This is a genomic window from Streptomyces sp. NPDC042638 (assembly GCF_040647235.1).
Classification (GTDB): Bacteria; Actinomycetota; Actinomycetes; order Streptomycetales; family Streptomycetaceae; genus Streptomyces; species Streptomyces rameus.
Genome location: NZ_JBEZBT010000034.1, coordinates 1 through 15,972, shown reverse-complemented (window position 1 = coordinate 15,972; position 15,972 = coordinate 1). Strand labels below are relative to the sequence as shown.

Genomic DNA, 15,972 nt, shown 5'->3' with positions numbered 1-15,972 from the left:
CAGCCGACCTGTGACGCTACACACGCCCCCGCCCACCGCGTGGGCGGGGGCGAACAGGACGGGGCCGTATCTCCGGCTAGAACGCGGGGCGCTCGGGATCCAGTACGGCCAGGCCCTCCGTGGGAGACGACGCCTCCGCGAGATAGCGCCGCGGGATCCGCCCGGCCAGCCGGGCCAGCCGGCCCCCCTCCGCCGCGTGCCGCATCGCGGCGGCCATCCGCTCCGGCTCCTGCGCCCGCGTCACCGCCGACGCCAGCATCACCCCGGCACACCCCAGCTCCATCGCCAGCGCCACGTCGGACGCCGTACCCGCCCCCGCGTCCAGGATCACCGGCACGCGCGCGTGCTCCACGATCAGCTGGAAGTTGTGCGGATTGCGGATGCCGAGCCCGGAGCCGATCGGCGAACCGAGCGGCATGACCGCGGCGCAGCCGACGTCCTCCAGCTTCCGCGCGAGCACGGGATCGTCGTTGGTGTAGGGCAGCACCGTGAACCCGTCGTCGACCAGCGTCTCCGCCGCCTCCAGTGTCTCCACCGGGTCCGGCAGCAGCGTCCGCTCGTCGGCGATGACCTCCAGCTTGACCAGGTCCGTGCCCAGCGCCTCCCGGGCCAGCCGGGCGGTCAGCACGGCCTCGCCCGCGGTGAAACACCCCGCCGTGTTCGGCAGTACCCGGATACCGAGCCGCTCCAGCACCGACAGCACCGAGCCGTGCACGGAGGGGTCCACCCGGCGCATGGCCACCGTCGTCAGCTCGGTACCGGAGGCGATCAGCGCCCGCTCCAGCACCTCCAGGCTGGGCGCCCCGCCCGTACCCATGATCAGCCGGGACGAGAAGGCCAGTCCGCCGAGGACCAGGGGATCGTCAGCCATGGCTCAGCCTCCCTGCACGGCCGTGAGGACTTCGACGCGGTCGCCCTCGGCGAGGGCGGTCGTCGCCCACTGCGCGCGCGGGACGACGGTCTCGTTGACGGCGGCGGCCACCCCGCGCGGCGCCGCCGTGAGCCTGCGGACCAGCGCGTCCAGCGCGGTGCCGGCGGCGACCTGGAGGGGTTCACCGTTGACGGAGATCGTGACGGAGAGGTTCATGCGGATCGCTCCAGCCGTTCCATGGGCGCGGCGCCGAACCGCCGCGGGGTGAAGGCGCGCGCCTCCTCGGGCAGTCCACCGGTGACCAGCGCATGCGCCAGCACGTCCCCGGTGACCGGGGTGAGCAGCACGCCGTTGCGGTAGTGCCCCGTGGCCAGCAGCAGCCCGGCCAGGCCGGACGGGCCGAGCAGCGGCGCGTTGTCGGGGGAGCCGGGGCGCAGCCCGGCCCGGGTCTCGGTGAGCGGCAGCTCGGTGATGCCGGGCACCAGCTCGTGGGCGTCCCGCAGCAGCTGGTACACGCCCCCCGCCGTGACCGTCGTGTCCCAGCCCAGCTCCTCGCTGGTGGCGCCGACCACGAGTTCGCCGTTCTCCCGGGGCACGAGGTAGACATGGCTGCCGCGCACCACGGCCCGCACGGTCCGGCTCAGGAACGGCGCGTACCGGCGCGGCACGGCCAGCCGCAGCACCTGTCCCTTGACCGGCCGCACCGGCGGCAGCACCTCGGCCGGCACGCCCGCGAGGCGCCCGCTCAGGCTTCCGGCGGCCAGCACCACCTGCTCCGCGCGCAGTGCGGTGCCGTCCCCCGTGGTGATCCCGACGGCCCGGTCCCCCGCCACGTCCAGCCGCTCCGCGCGGACGCGGTGGAAGACCACACCGGCCCGCTCGCACGCGGCCACCAGGGCCGCCGCCAGCCGGCGCGGGTCGATCTGGTGGTCGCCGTCGACCCGCAGTCCGCCGCGCACCCCCGGCGCGAGCATCGGCTCCAGCCGCCGGCACTCCCGTCCGGACAGCCACTCCGACTCCAGGCCCGAGCGCTGCTGGAGCGCGTGCAGTTCGCGCAGGCCGGCGCGGTCGTCGGCGTCCAGGGCGACGGCGAGGGTGCCGCAGCGGCGATAGCCGAGGTCGTGGCCGGTCAGTTCGGTCAGCTCGGCCGTGAACGCCGGATAACGGCGGGCCGACTCCAGGTTCAGGGCGAGCAGGGTCTCCTCGCCGTAGTGCAGCTCGGTGACCGCGGCCAGCATCCCGGCCGCCACCTGCGCGGCCCCGCCCCCGGGCTCGGGGTCCACCACGGAGGTGACGAGCCCGCGCTGCGCCGCGCGCCAGGCCGTGACCAGGCCGATGATTCCGCCCCCGATGACGAGGACGTCGGACGTACGTGACGACATGGGCGTCCAGCCCCTCCCTTCGCCGGCATGACCCGGATCAGGTTCGTACGGTCGGAGGCCGCCAGCCTCCCTCTCAGCCCGGTGCGTCCGGGCTCCCGCGAGTGCTTGTACGGTGGCCACCCTAGCCCGCGGACCTCGTCACTCGTAAGGGAGCCCCGATTCATGGCCCGGTCGCTCGACGGACTGACCTTCGCCCCCGTGTCCGACCAGGCCCCAGGTCAGGTGGGTACCCGCACCCGGTTCGCCTACCACGAGAAGGACGGCGAGGTCTGGGCCGAGTACGCGGGCGGCGACGTCGTACGCGGCCACCTGGTCGGCACCCGGGAGGGCGACCAGGTGGACTTCCGGTACGTGCAGCTCAGGACCGACGGGACGACCGCCTCGGGGCACTGCGTGTCCACGGTCGTGGAGCTGCCGGACGGACGCGTGCGGCTGGCGGAGACCTGGGAGTGGGAGTCCCGGCCGGGCTCCGGCACCAGCGTTGTGGAGCAGGTCACCGAGCCCGCCCCCTGACTGACGCTCAGTCATGTGTCTAAGGTGATCGGGTGAGCGAGCAGACAGCGGAAGAAGGCACGTCACAGGGACGGCGCGTGGTCGTCGTCGGCGCGGGCATGGCCGGGGTGCAGACCGCGGTCGCGCTGCGGGAACAGGGCTTCCGGGGCCCTGTGACCGTCATCGGCGCCGAACCGCACCAGCCGTACGACCGGCCGCCGCTGTCCAAGGCGGTGCTGCTCGGCAAGGCCGAGGGCTCCGCGTTCGACGTGGACTTCGAGTCCCTCGGCGTCGAGCTGCGGCTCGGCTGCGAGGTGTACGGCCTCAGGCCCGCCGCGCGCGAGCTGGACACCGAGACGGGCCCGGTGCCGTACGACGTCCTGGTCCTCGCCACCGGCGCCGAACCGGTCATGCTGCCCGGCACCGAGGGCGTGCCGGGGGTCCATCTGCTGCGCACCCTGGACGACGCCGAGCGGCTGCGGCCCGTGCTCGCCCGGCAGCACGACATCGTGGTGGTGGGCGCCGGCTGGATCGGCGCCGAGTTCGCCACCGCCGCCCGCGAGGCCGGCTGCGCGGTGACCGTGGTGGAGGCCGCCGACCACCCGCTCGCCGGGGCCCTGCCCGCCGAGGTCGCCGCGCCCATGACCGCCTGGTACGCCGACAGCGGTACGGAGCTGCGCACCCACGCGCGCGTGGAGCGCGTCGAGCCCGGCGCGGTGGTGCTCGCCGACGGCACCCGGCTGCCCGCGGGCGCCGTCGTCGTCGGCATCGGGGCCCGGCCCGCCACCGGCTGGCTGGCGGGCTCCGGCATCGCCCTGGGCGCGCACGGCGACGTCCTCGCCGACGCCCGGCTGCGCACCTCCCTGGCGGACGTGTACGCCGTCGGCGACTGCGCGTCCTTCCCCTCGGCCCGCTACGGCGAACGGCTCCTCGTCCACCACTGGGACAACGCCCTGCAGGGCCCGCGCACGGTCGCCGCGAACATCCTCGGCGAGACCCCGGCCGTCTACGACCCGGTGCCGTACTTCTGGTCCGAGCAGTTCGGCCGGTTCGTGCAGTACGCCGGACACCATGCCGCGGCCGACCGCGTGGTCTGGCGCGGTGATCCGGCGGGCCCCTCCTGGACGGTGTGCTGGCTGCGCGAGGAGCGCCTGGTGGCCCTGCTGGCCGTCGGCCGGCCGCGTGATCTGGCCCAGGGCCGCCGGCTGATCGAGGCGGGCCGCCACATGGACTCCGAGGCTCTGTCCGAGCCGGCCCGCCCCCTGAAGGACGCCACCGCCGACTAGCGCGTCCTCCCAGGTGGACCCGCCTGGCTTCCGACTGTCGGTGGGGGATGGCAGGCTTGTCCCCGTGACCGAGATTGACGCAAAAATCGATGCTCTCGTCCCCGCCTGGCTCACGCTCCCCGACATCGCCGAACAGTTCGGCGTCGAGGTGACGCGCGTCCGGCAGCTGGTCAAGGAGGGCCAGCTGATCGCCGTACGCCGAGGTGAGAACCGGGCGCTGCACGTCCCCGCCGCCTTCATCGACGGGGACAAGGTCGTCAAGGGCCTGTCCGGGACCCTGACGCTCCTGCGGGACGACGGCTTCACGGACGAAGAGATGATCGAGTGGCTCTTCACCCCCGACCCGACCCTGCCCGGCACCCCCGCGCAGGCCCTGAGCGAGAATCGCGGCACGGAGGTGAAGCGCCGCGCCCAGGCGCTCGCCGTCTGAGGCCGACCCGCATCAGGGGGCGGCGTGCTGGACCGAGCCCGCACGCCGCCCGCGGAACCACCAGGCACACCGACCACGGGGGAACCCACGCATGTCCGACACCGCCCGCGCCGCGCTCGCCGACGCCCGCCTGTACCTCTGCACGGACGCCCGCAAGCGCCAGGGCGACCTGCCCGAGTTCCTGGACGCGGTCCTGGCCGGCGGGGTGGACATCGTGCAGCTGCGGGACAAGGGCATGGAGGCGGCCGAGGAGCTGGAGCACCTGCGGGTCTTCGCCGACGCCTGCGCCCGGCACGGCAAGCTGCTCGCCGTCAACGACCGGGCCGACGTCGCCCACGCGGTCCGTGCCGACGTGCTGCACCTCGGCCAGGGCGACCTGCCGGTCCCCGCGGCCCGTGCGATCCTCGGCGACGGGGTGCTGATCGGCCGCTCCACGCACGCCGAGGCCGAGGCCGGCGCCGCCGCCGTCCAGGAGGGCGTGGACTACTTCTGCACCGGCCCCTGCTGGCCGACCCCCACCAAGCCCGGCCGCCACGCACCCGGTCTCGACCTGGTCCGCCACACGGCGGGCCTCGGCACCGGCCGTCCCTGGTTCGCCATCGGCGGTATCGACCTCGGCAACCTGGACCAGGTGCTGGACGCGGGTGCCCGCAGGGTGGTCGTGGTCCGCGCGGTCACCGAGGCGGACGACCCGGGCGCGGCGGCGGCGGAGTTCGCGAAGCGGCTGCGGCAGCTCTAGGCCCGCGGCCCCCGCTGGGCCCGGTGACGGTCCGGGGATCCGGTGTCCCAGGGATTTGTCCCGGGGGTTTGTCCCGGGGGTTTGTCCAAGGGATGGACAGGAACCCGGCAATTCGGTCAAATACCCTACGCACGGTTGGGTGACCGTCCCCGCCTGGCTAACCTGCGGGTATGGCCCTCGGAACCGCATCCACCAGGACTGATCGCGCACGCACCGTGCGCGACATCCTCGCCACCGGCAAGAGGACGTACTCGTTCGAGTTCTCGGCGCCGAAGACCTCCAAGGGCGAGCGGAACCTGTGGAGTGCGCTCCGGCGGGTCGAGGCGGTCGCTCCCGACTTCGTCTCCGTGACCTACGGCGCCGGCGGTTCCACCCGCGCGGGCACGGTCAAGGAGACCCAGCAGATCGTCGCCGACACCACGCTGACCCCGGTCGCCCACCTCACCGCGGTCGACCACTCCGTCGCCGAACTGCGCAACATCATCGGCCAGTACGCGGACGCCGGTATCCGCAACATGCTCGCCGTACGCGGTGACCCGCCCGGTGACCCCATGGGCGAGTGGGTGCCGCACCCCCGGGGCCTGACCTACGCGGCCGATCTCGTCCGGCTCATCAAGGAGTCGGGTGACTTCTGCGTGGGTGTCGCCGCGTTCCCGGAGATGCACCCGCGCTCCGCGGACTGGGACACGGACGTCGCCCACTTCGTGGACAAGTGCCGTGCGGGCGCCGACTACGCCATCACACAGATGTTCTTCCAGCCGGAGTCGTACCTGCGGCTGCGCGACCGCGTGGCGGCCGCGGGCTGTGACACCCCGGTCATTCCGGAGGTCCTGCCCGTCACGAGCGTGAAGATGCTGGAACGGCTGCCCCAACTCAGCAACGCGGTCTTCCCGGACGTCCTGAAAGAGCGGATCCTCACAGCGAAGGACGATCCGGCGACGGTACGCTCCATCGGTATCGAGTTCGCCACGGAGTTCTGCGCGCGGCTGCTGTCCGAGGGAGTGCCCGGACTGCACTTCATCACGCTCAACAACTCCACGGCGACCCTGGAAATCTACGAGAACCTGGGCCTGCACCACCCCCCGCGGGCCTAGACCGGCCGCACCGCGATACGACACACTGCGTAGCGGTCACTGGGAGAGGGGCGTACATGGGCTGGACGGTCCTCTACATCGCGTTCGGCGTCGTCGCGCTGTGGTTGCTGGGCGAGGTGCTGCTGCAGTACAAGGCGCGGCTGCGCTGGCGGCTGCTCGCCTTCGCCGGGTTCCTCGGCGTCGTACTGGGCGTGCTCATGCCCTCCGTCATCGTGATCGGGCTCGGCGCGATCGCCTTCGCGGTCGGCCAGACCTACGTCACACTGTCGTTCCGCCGCGGGTTCGCCTCCGGCTGGGCGGTCAAGCGGCCCGAAGCCGAGGCCGGCGGCGGCAGCAAGCGCCGCCGCGGCAGGGCGGACCGGCAAGAGCCGGGCGTCCCGGACACCGACCCGGAGTCGGCCGGGGCCGCCGACGACCGGGACACCGACCACGACCACGACGACGTCCACGGCGGCCACGGCCGGGCCTACGACGGCTTCGACGGCGACTACGACCGCGACGACGTCTTCACCCCCGCCGCCCGCACGGCCGAGCCGTCCGCCGCGGAGACCACCGCCGTCTACGAGCCGCAGCCCCTCCACGAGGACACCGGCAACTACGGCGTCTACGGCGACACCGCCCCCGCGGACACCACCCAGCAGAGCTACGCCTACGACTACTCCGGGTACACCCAGCAGGGCTACGGCTACGACACCGCGGGCCAGCAGAGCTACGCCAACTACTCCGACCCGTACATCGGCAACCAGTCCTACGACTCCTACGACCAGGGGTACGGACAGCAGTACGGGCAGCCGGGCTACACCCAGGACCCGTACGCCACCGGCGGCTACGGCCAGACGCCGCCCGGCGGGGTGTGGGTGCCGCAGCAGCGCACCGACGAGACCTACGGCGGCGAACTCCCGCAGGAGCAGCCGTATCCGCACCAGCCGAACGGGCAGCCGCAGCCGCAGCCCGGCGCCGGATACGACGAGCAGTACCGCTTCTGAGGGCCGGCCCCGGGCCGTTCGGCCCGGGGCGCTCACTGCGAGCCGCGGAACCCCGGCCCCTCCACGATCAGGCCGGCCACCAGCGCGCCCGACATACCGGCGTGCGCAAGCCCGCCGCCCGGGTGGGACCAGCCGCCCACCCGGTACAGCCCGGGCAGCCGCGTGGTGTTCGCCGGGCGCAGGAAACGTCCCTGGCCGCCGGCGAGCGAGGGCGCGGGCACGCTTCCGGAACGGGCACCCGTCTCGTCCGCGACGTGTCCGGGTGCGCGCACCTCGTGCCACAGCAGGCGCTCGCGCAGATCAGGTACCGCGAGCCGGCCCGCGTCGAGCAGCAGATCCGTGTAGCGCCGGGCCGTGCTCTCCTCCTCCCAGGGGGCATCGGCCGGCACCGCGGCGGACATCACCACCGCCTCGTGCCCGTCGTCGGGGCGGAGCGTGGGGTCGTCGGGACGCAGGACCGTCACCGTGGGCGGCGGGGGCAGGTCGCCGCCGGGAGAGGTCAGGAAGTCCCACTCGGACTCGGGGGCGGCCGGATGGACGACCGTGCGGTGCGCGGCTCCCGGCTCCCGCGCGCCGCGCAACGCCAGGAGCAGGGTGAACCGGGCGGGCGGGACGGCCCCGGGGTCGGCCCGGACGTCCCCCTCGGCGTCCAGCGGACGCTCCGTCAGCGCCCGCAGCCGCGCCGGGTGCACCCCCGCCACGACATGGTCCGCCTCGGTGACGCTCCCGTCGGCCAGCTCCACCCCCGCGGCCCGGCCGTCCTTCTCCACGATCCGGCTGACCTCGGCGCCGAAGACGAACTCCACCCGCCGCTCCAGACACCGCTCGTACACCGCGCGCGCCAGCTCGCGGATGCCGCCGCGGACGTACCAGGTGCCGAAGGCGTGCTCCATGTACGGCAGCACGGCCGCACTCGCCGGAGCGGTCCAGGGATCGAGGCCGTAGGCGAGCGCGTGACTCATCAGGAGGGCCGTCAGGCGATCGTCACGCAGCTCCCAGGAGCCGATCTCGGCCAGGGTCCCGGCCCTGCGCGTGCGCAGCAGCCGCTTGTGCGGGACCGCCGGATACGGCTCCTTCTCGCCCAGCACCCGCCAGTCGGGCCACAGCGGCTCCTCCAGCAGCGGCCGGCGGGTGCGGTCCCATGCCTCGCGGGCCCGCACCAGGAAGTCGCCCCAGCGCCCGCCCGCCCCCGCGCCCAGCGCCTCGTCCAGGGCCGCGACGACACCCGCGCGCGAGGCGTTCGGCAACGAGACCTCGCCGCCGTCCGTGAAGACGTGCCGCGCCGACGGGTCGACCTGGACCAGCTCGACGCGGTCCTCCAGCGGCTCCTTGCCGGTCTTGACGAACAGGTCGCGGTAGACGGCGGGCAGCGTCAGCAGCCCCGGGCCCGTGTCGAAGCGGAACCCGTCCCGCTCGAACCGCCGCACCGCGCCGCCGTACGTCTCCGTACGCTCGTACACCACCACCCGGTGGCCCGCGACGGCCAGCCGGGCGGCGGCCGCCATCGCGCCCGTCCCGGCGCCGATCACCGCAATCCGTGCCATGTCCGCGACTTTATCGACCGCCGCCGACACCCCGGCCGCCGGGCGGCTCCGGCACGGCTCAGGGGGACCGCGAGGCCAGGCGCCGCTCTTCGCGTCGCTGGGCCCGGCGGCGCAGGAAGCGCCGGATGCGCGAGACGAGGAACAGCAGCGCCAGCAGCCCGCCCAGCAGCAGGACACCCGCGATGACCGCCGCCGCCACCGGATGGAACATCGCGAACGAGACGACGGCACCCACCCCGAGGTCCTCGGCGAGACTCAGCACGATGTTGCTGAACGGCTCGGGCGAGGCGTTGACCGCCATCCGCGTCCCGGTCTTCACGGTGTGGCTGGCCAGTGCCGTGGAACCGCCGAGCAGGCCGGCCGCCACATCGGAGACCGAGCCGCTGTGCCCGGCGAGCAGCGCCCCCACCCAGGCACCGGCGAGCGGACGGACCACCGTGTGCACCGAGTCCCACAGCGAGTCGACGTACGGGATCTTGTCGGCGACGGCCTCGCACAGGAACAGCGCGCCGGCGGCGATCAGCACCTCGGGGCGCTGCAGCGTCTGCGGGACGTCGTCGCTGATCCCCGTCGCGCCGAAGAGGCCGAGCAGCAGCACCACCGCGTAGGCGTTGATGCCGCTGGCCCAGCCGCTGGTGAAGACGAGAGGGAGTACGGACACGGACGCGATCGTAGCCACCCGGCGGCCCGCAGTCGTGGGCACGCGCGCGGGCGGCTGAGTACGGGTACTCAGCCGGCCAGATGAGTATCCGCGCGGATGGGCCGACGGGCGCCGGAACGAGAGAGTGGGGGCACGGCAGGGGGCGTGGCCCGGCACCGCCGGCACGGGGCGGCGGAACGGTGCCCGCCCACCGGCCGCTCCTTCCGCCGATCCGTCGGCGGAAGCGAGACACGGGGGCCTCGGGGAAGACCACCACGGGGGTCCGTTCGGGGGACCCGTACGGGGGAGTACGGGACGGAGACAAGGGGGAACAGGGGGAAATCACGGGGAGGGGGACGGCGCCGGTCCGGGAACGGACCGGCGCCGTCCTGTCCGCCCGGGAGGCGCGGGGCGTGCCCGGGCGGCTCAGACCCGGCCGCTGACCCGCCCCTGCAGGAGCCGGGACAGAGCCGCGTGGACGTCGTCCAGGGAGCGCTCCGGCTGGAAGGACTTCCAGTCCAGCGCGGCCACCAGGACCATGCCGACCAGCGCCGCCGCCGTCAGCTGGACGTCGATCTCGTCGCTGAACTCGCCGGCCGCCACGCCCTCGCGCAGCACCCCCTCCACCACCGCGACCGCCTGCTGCCGCACCACCATCAGGGTGGACTGCCAGGCCCGGTTGGTGCGCCACAGCTCCGCGACGTACAGCTGGGTGAAGGCCGGGTAGCGGTCGATGAAGACCAGGCCCGCGCGGACCATCGCGTCCAGCGCGTCCACCGTGCTGCCGCCCTCGCGTGCCGTGGTGTCGGCCGCTTCCTTCAGGGAGGCGGTGAGCAGGCCGACGCCGTGCCTCAGCAGTTCCTCGAAGAGAACCGACTTGCTCGCGAAGTTGTAGTAGACCGTGCCCTTCGCGACCCCGGCCCGCTCGGCGATCTCGTCCACCGTGGTCGCGGAGAAGCCCTGCTCGGCGATGAGCGTGACGGCCGCCTCGTAGAGCTTCTGCCGGGTGGCCTCGCGGCGCGTGCTGCCGCCGGACCTGGCGCTGCTGCTTTCCATGGCCCCGATTCTCACAGGTACGCGCGCGTGCGGGAGCTTCCCGGGGATCACAGGGTCAGCTCCGGGTGCAGCCGGTCCAGCGTCCACACCTGGCGGCGGCGGGCGGCGAGGGCGGTCAGCGCGAGGGCGCCGGCGGTGAACGCGGCCAGCACACCGCACGCCTGCCACACCGGGCCGAGCCCGCCGCCCGTGATCAGCCGGCGCAGCCCCTCCACGACGTAGCTCATCGGCAGGAACGGGTGGATCGCGGCGAAGAAGCCCGGGCTGGTCTGCACGGGATAGGTGCCGCCCGCCGAGGTCAGCTGGAGCATCAGCAGGGCGAGGACGAGGATCCGGCCGGCCGCCCCGAAGCGGGCGTTCAGCCATTGCACGATCGCCGCGAAACAGGCTGTGACCAGGCACAGGAAGCCGATCGTGCCGGCCGCCCGGAGCATCTGCAGCCCGATCGCCCAGTGCAGCACGGCCATCAGGGCCAGCACCTGGAGCACCCCCACGGCGACCACCGGCAGCCAGCCCGCGAACGCGATCCGCCAGGCCGGGGAACCGGCCGCCAGCGCACGCCGGTTGAGCGGCGGTATCAGCATGTAGGCCACCATCGCGCCGACCCACAGGGACAGCGGGATGAAGTAGGGGGCGAAGCCGGTGCCGTAGTTCGGCGCCTTGTGCAGGTCGTGGGAGGCCAGTTGGACGGGGTCGGCCATCACGCCGGTGCGCCGGTCGCGGTCCCGCTTGTCGTAGTCCGGGATCTTCCCGGCGCCGGAGTGCAGCCCGCCGGCCAGCTTCCCGGAGCCGTCGGACAGCTTGTACAGGCCGCCGTTCAGGGTCTCGGCGCCCGACTCGGCGGTGCCGATGCCCTTGTCCAGCGTGTCCGCGCCGGTGCGGGCGGTACCGATCCCGGTGTGCAGCTTCTCCGCCCCGGCGGCGACCTTCTGCGCGCCGGTGTTCAGCGTGTTGATCTCCTTCACGGCGTTCTCGACGTCCTCGGAGAGGTGCGGTGAGCGCTCGGCGAGGGCGTCGGCCTGCTTCTGGAGCGTGCCGAGGTTGTCCCGCATCGTCTTCAGATCGCCGTCCTGGTCCGCGATCAGCGTGCCGAGGTCGTCGGCGACGGTCGCCACCTCGGCCGCGGCGGTCCTGGCCCGCTTCAGCTGCGGACAGAACGGGTCGGCCACGGTCGCCGTCCGGCAGCGCGCCTCGTACACCTCGTCCAGGACGGCGGAGGACGCGTGGGCCGCCCTGGCGGCGCCGGGCGCGAGCTTCACCAGCACGTCCAGGTTGTCCTTGACCGTCCTGGCCGAGTCGGAGACCAGCCTGGCGGTGTCCCCGATGGTCTTCTCGTTGCCCTTCAGGAAGGGACCCGCGTCGGCGTAGACGCCGTTGACCTTGTCGGCGAGGGCCTGGGTGCCGTCGGCGACCCGCCGTGAACCGTCCTGGAGGTCGCTGGAGCCGGTGTCGAGCTTCGCCAGGCCCTTGGCCAGCTTGCCGCTGCCGCCCTTGGCCTCCTTCAGGCCGTCGGCGAGGTCCTTGGAGCCCTTCTCCGCCTTCCCGATGCCGCTGTTCAGCTTGTCGGCGCCCCGGGCCGCCGTGACGGTCTTGTCGTGGATGTCGGAGAAGGACACGAAGATCTTGTCCAGGAAGGTCCGGGACGCCTTCGTGGACGCCGCCGTACGCACCTCGTTGAAGACGGTGCGGGAGATCTGGCCGACGATGTAGTTGTTCGCGTCGTTGGTGCGCACCTGCAGGGCCCCGGTCTCCGGGGAGTCGCCCGAACTGGACGCGATACGGCGGCTGAAGTCGGCCGGCATGGTCAGCGACAGGTAGTAGGTGCCGTCCTCGACGCCCGCGCGGGCCTCGGCGTCGCTCACCTCGTGCCACTCGAAGCTCCGGCTGTCGCGCAGCCCGTCGACGATGTCGTCACCGGCGGTGATCTTCTTCTTGCCCGCCGTGGCGCCCTTGTCGTCGTTGACCAGCGCCACCGGGACGCGGTCCAGACGGCCGTACGGGTCCCAGAAGGACCACAGGTACAGGGCGCCGTACAGCAGGGGCAGCACGAGCAGCGCGACCAGGGCCGCGCGCGGCAGCCTGCCGCGCCCGAAGCGCCTCAGCTCAAGCGCGGCCAGCCTCGGCGAGCGCATCGGCCTCCTCCTTCGGGTCGCTGTCGTCGTCACTGTCGTCACTGTCGTCGGTGCCCCGGTCGGCACTGTCGTCGGTGCCCCCGTGGGTGTCGCCGTCGGTGCCTTCGTGGGTGTCGCCGTCGGTGCGCCGGGTGGACACGGACACGCAGTCCTCGGGCGCGGTGCGGCACACGGCCACGACCGTCGTCCCCGCGCGCGTGAGGGACCGCAGCACCTCCCATATCCCGGCGCGTTCGGCCTCCGAGAGCTTCATTTCGACGTCGTCGACGCCCAGCAGCTGGGGCCGGCCGAGCAGGGCCAGCGCGATGGACAGCCGTACCTCCTGCGGCCGTTCCAGATCGCGCACGGCCGTCCGGGAGCCCTTCGGGAGCGTCTCCAGGTCCAGCCCGGCGGCAGCCAGCGCCGCGTCGACGCGCAGCCGGGCCTCCTGGACGCGGCGGGTCCGGGGGTGCAGCAGCTCGCGCAGGGACGCGCCGAAACGGCGCTGCAGCAGGGCCCGTTCGCGAAGGTGCTCCCCGACGGTCAGAGCCGGCTCCAGGTCGGTCACGCCGGTCACGTTGGCCACGGCGCTGATCCGGCGCAGCGCCGCCATGTGCCGGGGAGGTTTGAACTCGCCGATGACGGCGACTCCTTCGGTGGGCTTCATCCGCCCCGTGAGCGCGAGCAGCAGGCATGTGCGGCCCGAGCCGGACGGTCCCTCGATCGCGATCAGCGAGCCCGGCTCCGCGTCGAGGGTGATGCCGCGGAAGGCCCACCCCCGTGGGCCCTTGAGGCCGAGGCCGTCGATCCTGACGCCCGCGCCGGCCGTGCCGCCGGTGCCGTCCGTGCCGTCCACCAAGCCCCCCTGTGGCTATTTGAACTGACTGGTCAGTTCAAAAATACGCCCGAACTGCCGATCGAGGCAAAGCCCCAGGTCAGATCGGATTGTCAGTGGCATACCGCACGATGGGCACATACGGCATTCGTGCCGTCACCCAGACGACAGGAGGTTCGTCATGGCCCACTCGTCCGCAGCCGCCGCCCGCCGGCGCCGCGCCACCGGCCCTGCCCCCTCACTGACCGGCCCGGCGAGCGACGTGCACCCCGTGCTCCGCCGGGCCACGGCCCCGCCCGCCGCCCTCGACCTGCTCGCCCAGGCCCGCGCCGCTCTGGAGGAGGCCACCGTCCTGGAAACGCCGAACGAGCGCTACGCCACCGCCCACCTCGCCGCCCTGCGCACCGCCGCCGCCGTCCTCGCCGCCCGGGGCCGCCCCGAGACCTCACCACGCCGCCGCGCCCGGATCCGCAGTGCCTGGGAGGTGCTGCCCGAGATCGCCCCCGAGCTGACCGAGTGGAGCGCGCTGTTCGCCTCCGGTGCCGCCCGCCGCGCCCGCGCCGAGGCGGGCATCCGGGGCGCGGCCGGCTCGCGGGACGCCGACGACCTGATACGCGACGTCGCGATGTTCCTCCGCATCGTGGAGCGCATCCTGGTCCTCCAGCCGGTCCTGCCCCAGCCCCGTCGGGACACCGGCGAAGCGGACGCCCCGGCGCCGCGGCCCCCGGGAACCCGCGGCGAGCTGCCGGACACGGGCTGACCCCGGCCGCCTCGGCCACGGACCGGGTGGGCCGCGCGGGCCGCGCTGCGGCGCGGTGACCTGGTCCGGCACGGAGGCAATAGGGTGGAGACGCCTTGAAACCCTCCAGCCCTGCCGAGGAGTCAACTGCCGTGTCGGACCCGTCGCGCCCCCGCGCTTCCCTCCGTACCGCCGTGGTCTGGGAGGTCCTGCAGGACGCCCTCGACCGCCGGGTCAAGGCCACGGGCCGGAACTCGCTGGACGTCCTCGACACCGGGGGCGGCAGCGGCAACTTCGCCGTGCCCGTCGCCCGCCTCGGCCACCGCGTCACCGTGGTCGATCCCAGCCCCAACGCCCTGTTCGCGCTGGAGCGCCGCGCCGCCGAGGCCGGCGTCGCGGACCGGGTCAGGGGCGTCCAGGGCGACGCGCACGGCCTGTTCGACGTGGCCGAGCGCGGCGGCTACGACGTCGTCCTGTGCCACGGCGTCCTGGAGTACGTGGACGACCCGGCCGAGGGCGTCCGCAACGCGGTGGCGGCGCTGCGCTCGGAGGGTGTCCTCAGCCTGCTCGCCGCCGGCCTCGGCGGAGCCGTGCTCGCCCGCGCCCTCGCCGGTCACTTCAGCGAGGCCCGGCAGGCGCTGGAGGACCCGCACGGCCGCTGGGGCACGGGCGACCCGGTGCCCCACCGGTTCACCGCCGAGCAGCTCACCGCGCTGGTCGAGAACGCCGGACTGCGGGTCGGCGCGGTGCACGGCGTGCGCGTGTTCGCCGACCTCGTGCCCGGTGTTCTGGTGGACACCGAGCCCGGGGCCGTGGACGCCCTGCTGAAGCTGGAGGCCGCGGCGGCCGAGTTGCCCGCGTTCCACTCGGTCGCCACCCAGCTGCATGTGCTCGGTGAGACACCGGAGGCCGCGGAGGCCTGAGCAAGGGGCCGTGACAAGTCGCTGATCAGGGTCTGGGCCGCACATGGAGTACGCCACAAGCCCCCCGATCGAGCGGTTTGCGCCGTATGATCGAGGTGCAGCTTCCGGCATGACGGGTCGGCCGCCGGGGAATGGAAGCCTCAGCGAGCCGGACGGTCGTGGCGGAGTTCGGCTGGCCAGTTGGCGTAGAGGGGCGGGTTTCACGGGGGCGATTCCCTGCCTATCCTGAAGGGACCCCCCGGGTCGCCCAGGCGACTGCACGATGAGGAGGACTCCGTGCCGCTCTCGGAGCACGAGCAGCGCATGCTCGAGCAGATGGAGCGAGCGCTGTACGCCGAAGATCCCAAGTTCGCGTCGGCGCTTGAGGGAAGCGGGCTGCGTACGTACACCCGGCGGCGGGTCTACCAGGCGGTCGCGGGCTTCCTCATCGGTATCGCGCTCCTCATGACCGGAATGGTCATGCAGCAGATCTGGGTCAGCGTGGTGGGTTTCCTCGTCATGCTGGGCTGTGCGGTGCTCGCCGTCACCGGCTGGCGCAAGGCCCCGAAACCGGGCGAGCAGCCCCAGGGGACCGCTCGCCGGCAGGTACGGCCGAAGCGCTCCGTGATGGACCGCATCGAGCAGCGCTGGCAGCGCCGCCGGGACGAACAGGGCCACTGACCGCTCCGCCGCCGGCCCCGCCGGACGACGTCCGGCCACGGTGGAGACACGCTGACGGCAGCAGACACAGGTGAGGGGCGGGCCCCCCCCCCGGTGGGGCGCCCCGGCCGGGTGGCCCCCGGCCCCCCCCGCGGGTGGGTACGGCCCCCGCGCCGCTCCGCCGGCGCCCCCTCGGCCCGGCCGC

General features: G+C 73.6%; 17 protein-coding genes and 1 riboswitch. Of the genes, 9 read left to right on the top strand and 8 right to left on the bottom strand.

What is annotated here, in order from left to right:
• Positions 1-76: 76 nt before the first annotated feature.
• The 3 genes from AB0B40_RS24820 to thiO all read right to left on the bottom strand — a co-directional run bounded on the left by AB0B40_RS24820 (position 77) and on the right by thiO (position 2,253).
• Positions 77-871 (bottom strand): thiazole synthase, encoded by a 795-nt coding sequence (locus AB0B40_RS24820; protein WP_345050362.1) that lies wholly within the window; start codon positions 869-871, stop codon positions 77-79.
• Positions 872-874: 3 nt separating this feature from the next.
• Positions 875-1,087, bottom strand: a complete 213-nt coding sequence (gene thiS / locus AB0B40_RS24815) for a sulfur carrier protein ThiS (RefSeq protein WP_362265630.1) — start codon at positions 1,085-1,087, stop codon at positions 875-877.
• Positions 1,084-2,253 carry a glycine oxidase ThiO gene (gene thiO, locus AB0B40_RS24810; RefSeq protein WP_345050368.1) on the bottom strand — a complete coding sequence of 390 codons (1,170 nt, stop codon included), beginning with the start codon at positions 2,251-2,253 and terminating at the stop codon, positions 1,084-1,086. Before thiO ends, thiS begins: the two co-directional genes overlap by 4 nt.
• A riboswitch (TPP riboswitch) is annotated at positions 2,251-2,362 on the bottom strand. It overlaps the preceding gene by 3 nt.
• Before the next feature lie 53 nt (positions 2,363-2,415).
• On the opposite strand from thiO, the gene AB0B40_RS24805 reads away from it, so the two are divergent.
• The 6 genes from AB0B40_RS24805 (at position 2,416) to AB0B40_RS24780 (ending at position 7,280) form a co-directional block, all read left to right on the top strand.
• Entirely contained in the window at positions 2,416-2,766 is a 351-nt protein-coding gene (locus tag AB0B40_RS24805; protein ID WP_345050370.1) for a hypothetical protein, read from the top strand.
• Positions 2,767-2,798: 32 nt separating this feature from the next.
• Positions 2,799-4,031 carry an FAD-dependent oxidoreductase gene (locus AB0B40_RS24800; protein ID WP_345050372.1) on the top strand — a complete coding sequence of 411 codons (1,233 nt, stop codon included), beginning with the start codon at positions 2,799-2,801 and terminating at the stop codon, positions 4,029-4,031.
• A 64-nt stretch (positions 4,032-4,095) separates the two neighbouring features.
• On the top strand, positions 4,096-4,461 hold the full coding sequence (locus AB0B40_RS24795) for an Rv2175c family DNA-binding protein (protein ID WP_133922101.1): 366 nt from the start codon (positions 4,096-4,098) through the stop codon (positions 4,459-4,461).
• Between the two features lie 91 nt (positions 4,462-4,552).
• On the top strand, positions 4,553-5,200 hold the full coding sequence (thiE, locus tag AB0B40_RS24790) for a thiamine phosphate synthase (protein ID WP_362265627.1): 648 nt from the start codon (positions 4,553-4,555) through the stop codon (positions 5,198-5,200).
• Between the two features lie 170 nt (positions 5,201-5,370).
• Positions 5,371-6,294, top strand: a complete 924-nt coding sequence (gene metF, locus AB0B40_RS24785) for a methylenetetrahydrofolate reductase [NAD(P)H] (protein ID WP_345050380.1) — start codon at positions 5,371-5,373, stop codon at positions 6,292-6,294.
• 56 nt (positions 6,295-6,350) lie between these two features.
• Positions 6,351-7,280 (top strand): hypothetical protein, encoded by a 930-nt coding sequence (locus tag AB0B40_RS24780; RefSeq protein WP_362265625.1) that lies wholly within the window; start codon positions 6,351-6,353, stop codon positions 7,278-7,280.
• Positions 7,281-7,312: 32 nt separating this feature from the next.
• On the opposite strand, the gene AB0B40_RS24775 is transcribed toward AB0B40_RS24780, so the two are convergent.
• The 5 genes from AB0B40_RS24775 to AB0B40_RS24755 form a co-directional block, all read right to left on the bottom strand.
• On the bottom strand, positions 7,313-8,824 hold the full coding sequence (locus AB0B40_RS24775) for an NAD(P)/FAD-dependent oxidoreductase (RefSeq protein WP_362265623.1): 1,512 nt from the start codon (positions 8,822-8,824) through the stop codon (positions 7,313-7,315).
• Between the two features lie 58 nt (positions 8,825-8,882).
• A complete protein-coding gene (locus AB0B40_RS24770; RefSeq protein WP_345050386.1) occupies positions 8,883-9,485 on the bottom strand; it encodes a DUF4126 domain-containing protein in 603 nt (200 codons plus the stop codon).
• A 405-nt stretch (positions 9,486-9,890) separates the two neighbouring features.
• Positions 9,891-10,520 (bottom strand): TetR/AcrR family transcriptional regulator, encoded by a 630-nt coding sequence (locus AB0B40_RS24765; protein ID WP_345050388.1) that lies wholly within the window; start codon positions 10,518-10,520, stop codon positions 9,891-9,893.
• A 47-nt stretch (positions 10,521-10,567) separates the two neighbouring features.
• Positions 10,568-12,652, bottom strand: a complete 2,085-nt coding sequence (locus AB0B40_RS24760; protein ID WP_345050391.1) for a YhgE/Pip domain-containing protein — start codon at positions 12,650-12,652, stop codon at positions 10,568-10,570.
• Positions 12,624-13,487, bottom strand: a complete 864-nt coding sequence (locus tag AB0B40_RS24755; protein WP_345050393.1) for an ATP-binding cassette domain-containing protein — start codon at positions 13,485-13,487, stop codon at positions 12,624-12,626. The genes AB0B40_RS24760 and AB0B40_RS24755 overlap by 29 nt, the downstream gene beginning before the upstream one ends.
• 160 nt (positions 13,488-13,647) lie before the next feature.
• Here AB0B40_RS24755 and AB0B40_RS24750 point away from each other — a divergent pair, with 160 nt between their 5' ends.
• The 3 genes from AB0B40_RS24750 to AB0B40_RS24740 all read left to right on the top strand — a co-directional run bounded on the left by AB0B40_RS24750 (position 13,648) and on the right by AB0B40_RS24740 (position 15,788).
• Positions 13,648-14,226 carry an SAV_6107 family HEPN domain-containing protein gene (locus tag AB0B40_RS24750; protein ID WP_345050395.1) on the top strand — a complete coding sequence of 193 codons (579 nt, stop codon included), beginning with the start codon at positions 13,648-13,650 and terminating at the stop codon, positions 14,224-14,226.
• A 131-nt stretch (positions 14,227-14,357) separates the two neighbouring features.
• Positions 14,358-15,128, top strand: a complete 771-nt coding sequence (locus AB0B40_RS24745) for a methyltransferase (protein ID WP_345050397.1) — start codon at positions 14,358-14,360, stop codon at positions 15,126-15,128.
• 276 nt (positions 15,129-15,404) lie between these two features.
• Entirely contained in the window at positions 15,405-15,788 is a 384-nt protein-coding gene (locus AB0B40_RS24740; protein ID WP_345050399.1) for a DUF3040 domain-containing protein, read from the top strand.
• Positions 15,789-15,972: the final 184 nt, after the last annotated feature.

Bases quoted from the DNA above. Each gene is read 5' to 3' on its own strand.
- AB0B40_RS24775 (WP_362265623.1), bottom strand. From the start codon at position 8,824: ATGGCACGGATTGCGGTGATCGGCGCCGGGACGGGCGCGATGGCGGCC.
- thiO (WP_345050368.1), bottom strand. From the start codon at position 2,253: ATGTCGTCACGTACGTCCGACGTCCTCGTCATCGGGGGCGGAATCATC.
- metF (WP_345050380.1), top strand. From the start codon at position 5,371: ATGGCCCTCGGAACCGCATCCACCAGGACTGATCGCGCACGCACCGTG.
- AB0B40_RS24765 (WP_345050388.1), bottom strand. From the start codon at position 10,520: ATGGAAAGCAGCAGCGCCAGGTCCGGCGGCAGCACGCGCCGCGAGGCC.
- AB0B40_RS24820 (WP_345050362.1), bottom strand. From the start codon at position 871: ATGGCTGACGATCCCCTGGTCCTCGGCGGACTGGCCTTCTCGTCCCGG.
- AB0B40_RS24805 (WP_345050370.1), top strand. From the start codon at position 2,416: ATGGCCCGGTCGCTCGACGGACTGACCTTCGCCCCCGTGTCCGACCAG.
- thiS (WP_362265630.1), bottom strand. From the start codon at position 1,087: ATGAACCTCTCCGTCACGATCTCCGTCAACGGTGAACCCCTCCAGGTC.
- AB0B40_RS24750 (WP_345050395.1), top strand. From the start codon at position 13,648: ATGGCCCACTCGTCCGCAGCCGCCGCCCGCCGGCGCCGCGCCACCGGC.
- AB0B40_RS24760 (WP_345050391.1), bottom strand. From the start codon at position 12,652: ATGCGCTCGCCGAGGCTGGCCGCGCTTGAGCTGAGGCGCTTCGGGCGC.
- AB0B40_RS24780 (WP_362265625.1), top strand. From the start codon at position 6,351: ATGGGCTGGACGGTCCTCTACATCGCGTTCGGCGTCGTCGCGCTGTGG.
- thiE (WP_362265627.1), top strand. From the start codon at position 4,553: ATGTCCGACACCGCCCGCGCCGCGCTCGCCGACGCCCGCCTGTACCTC.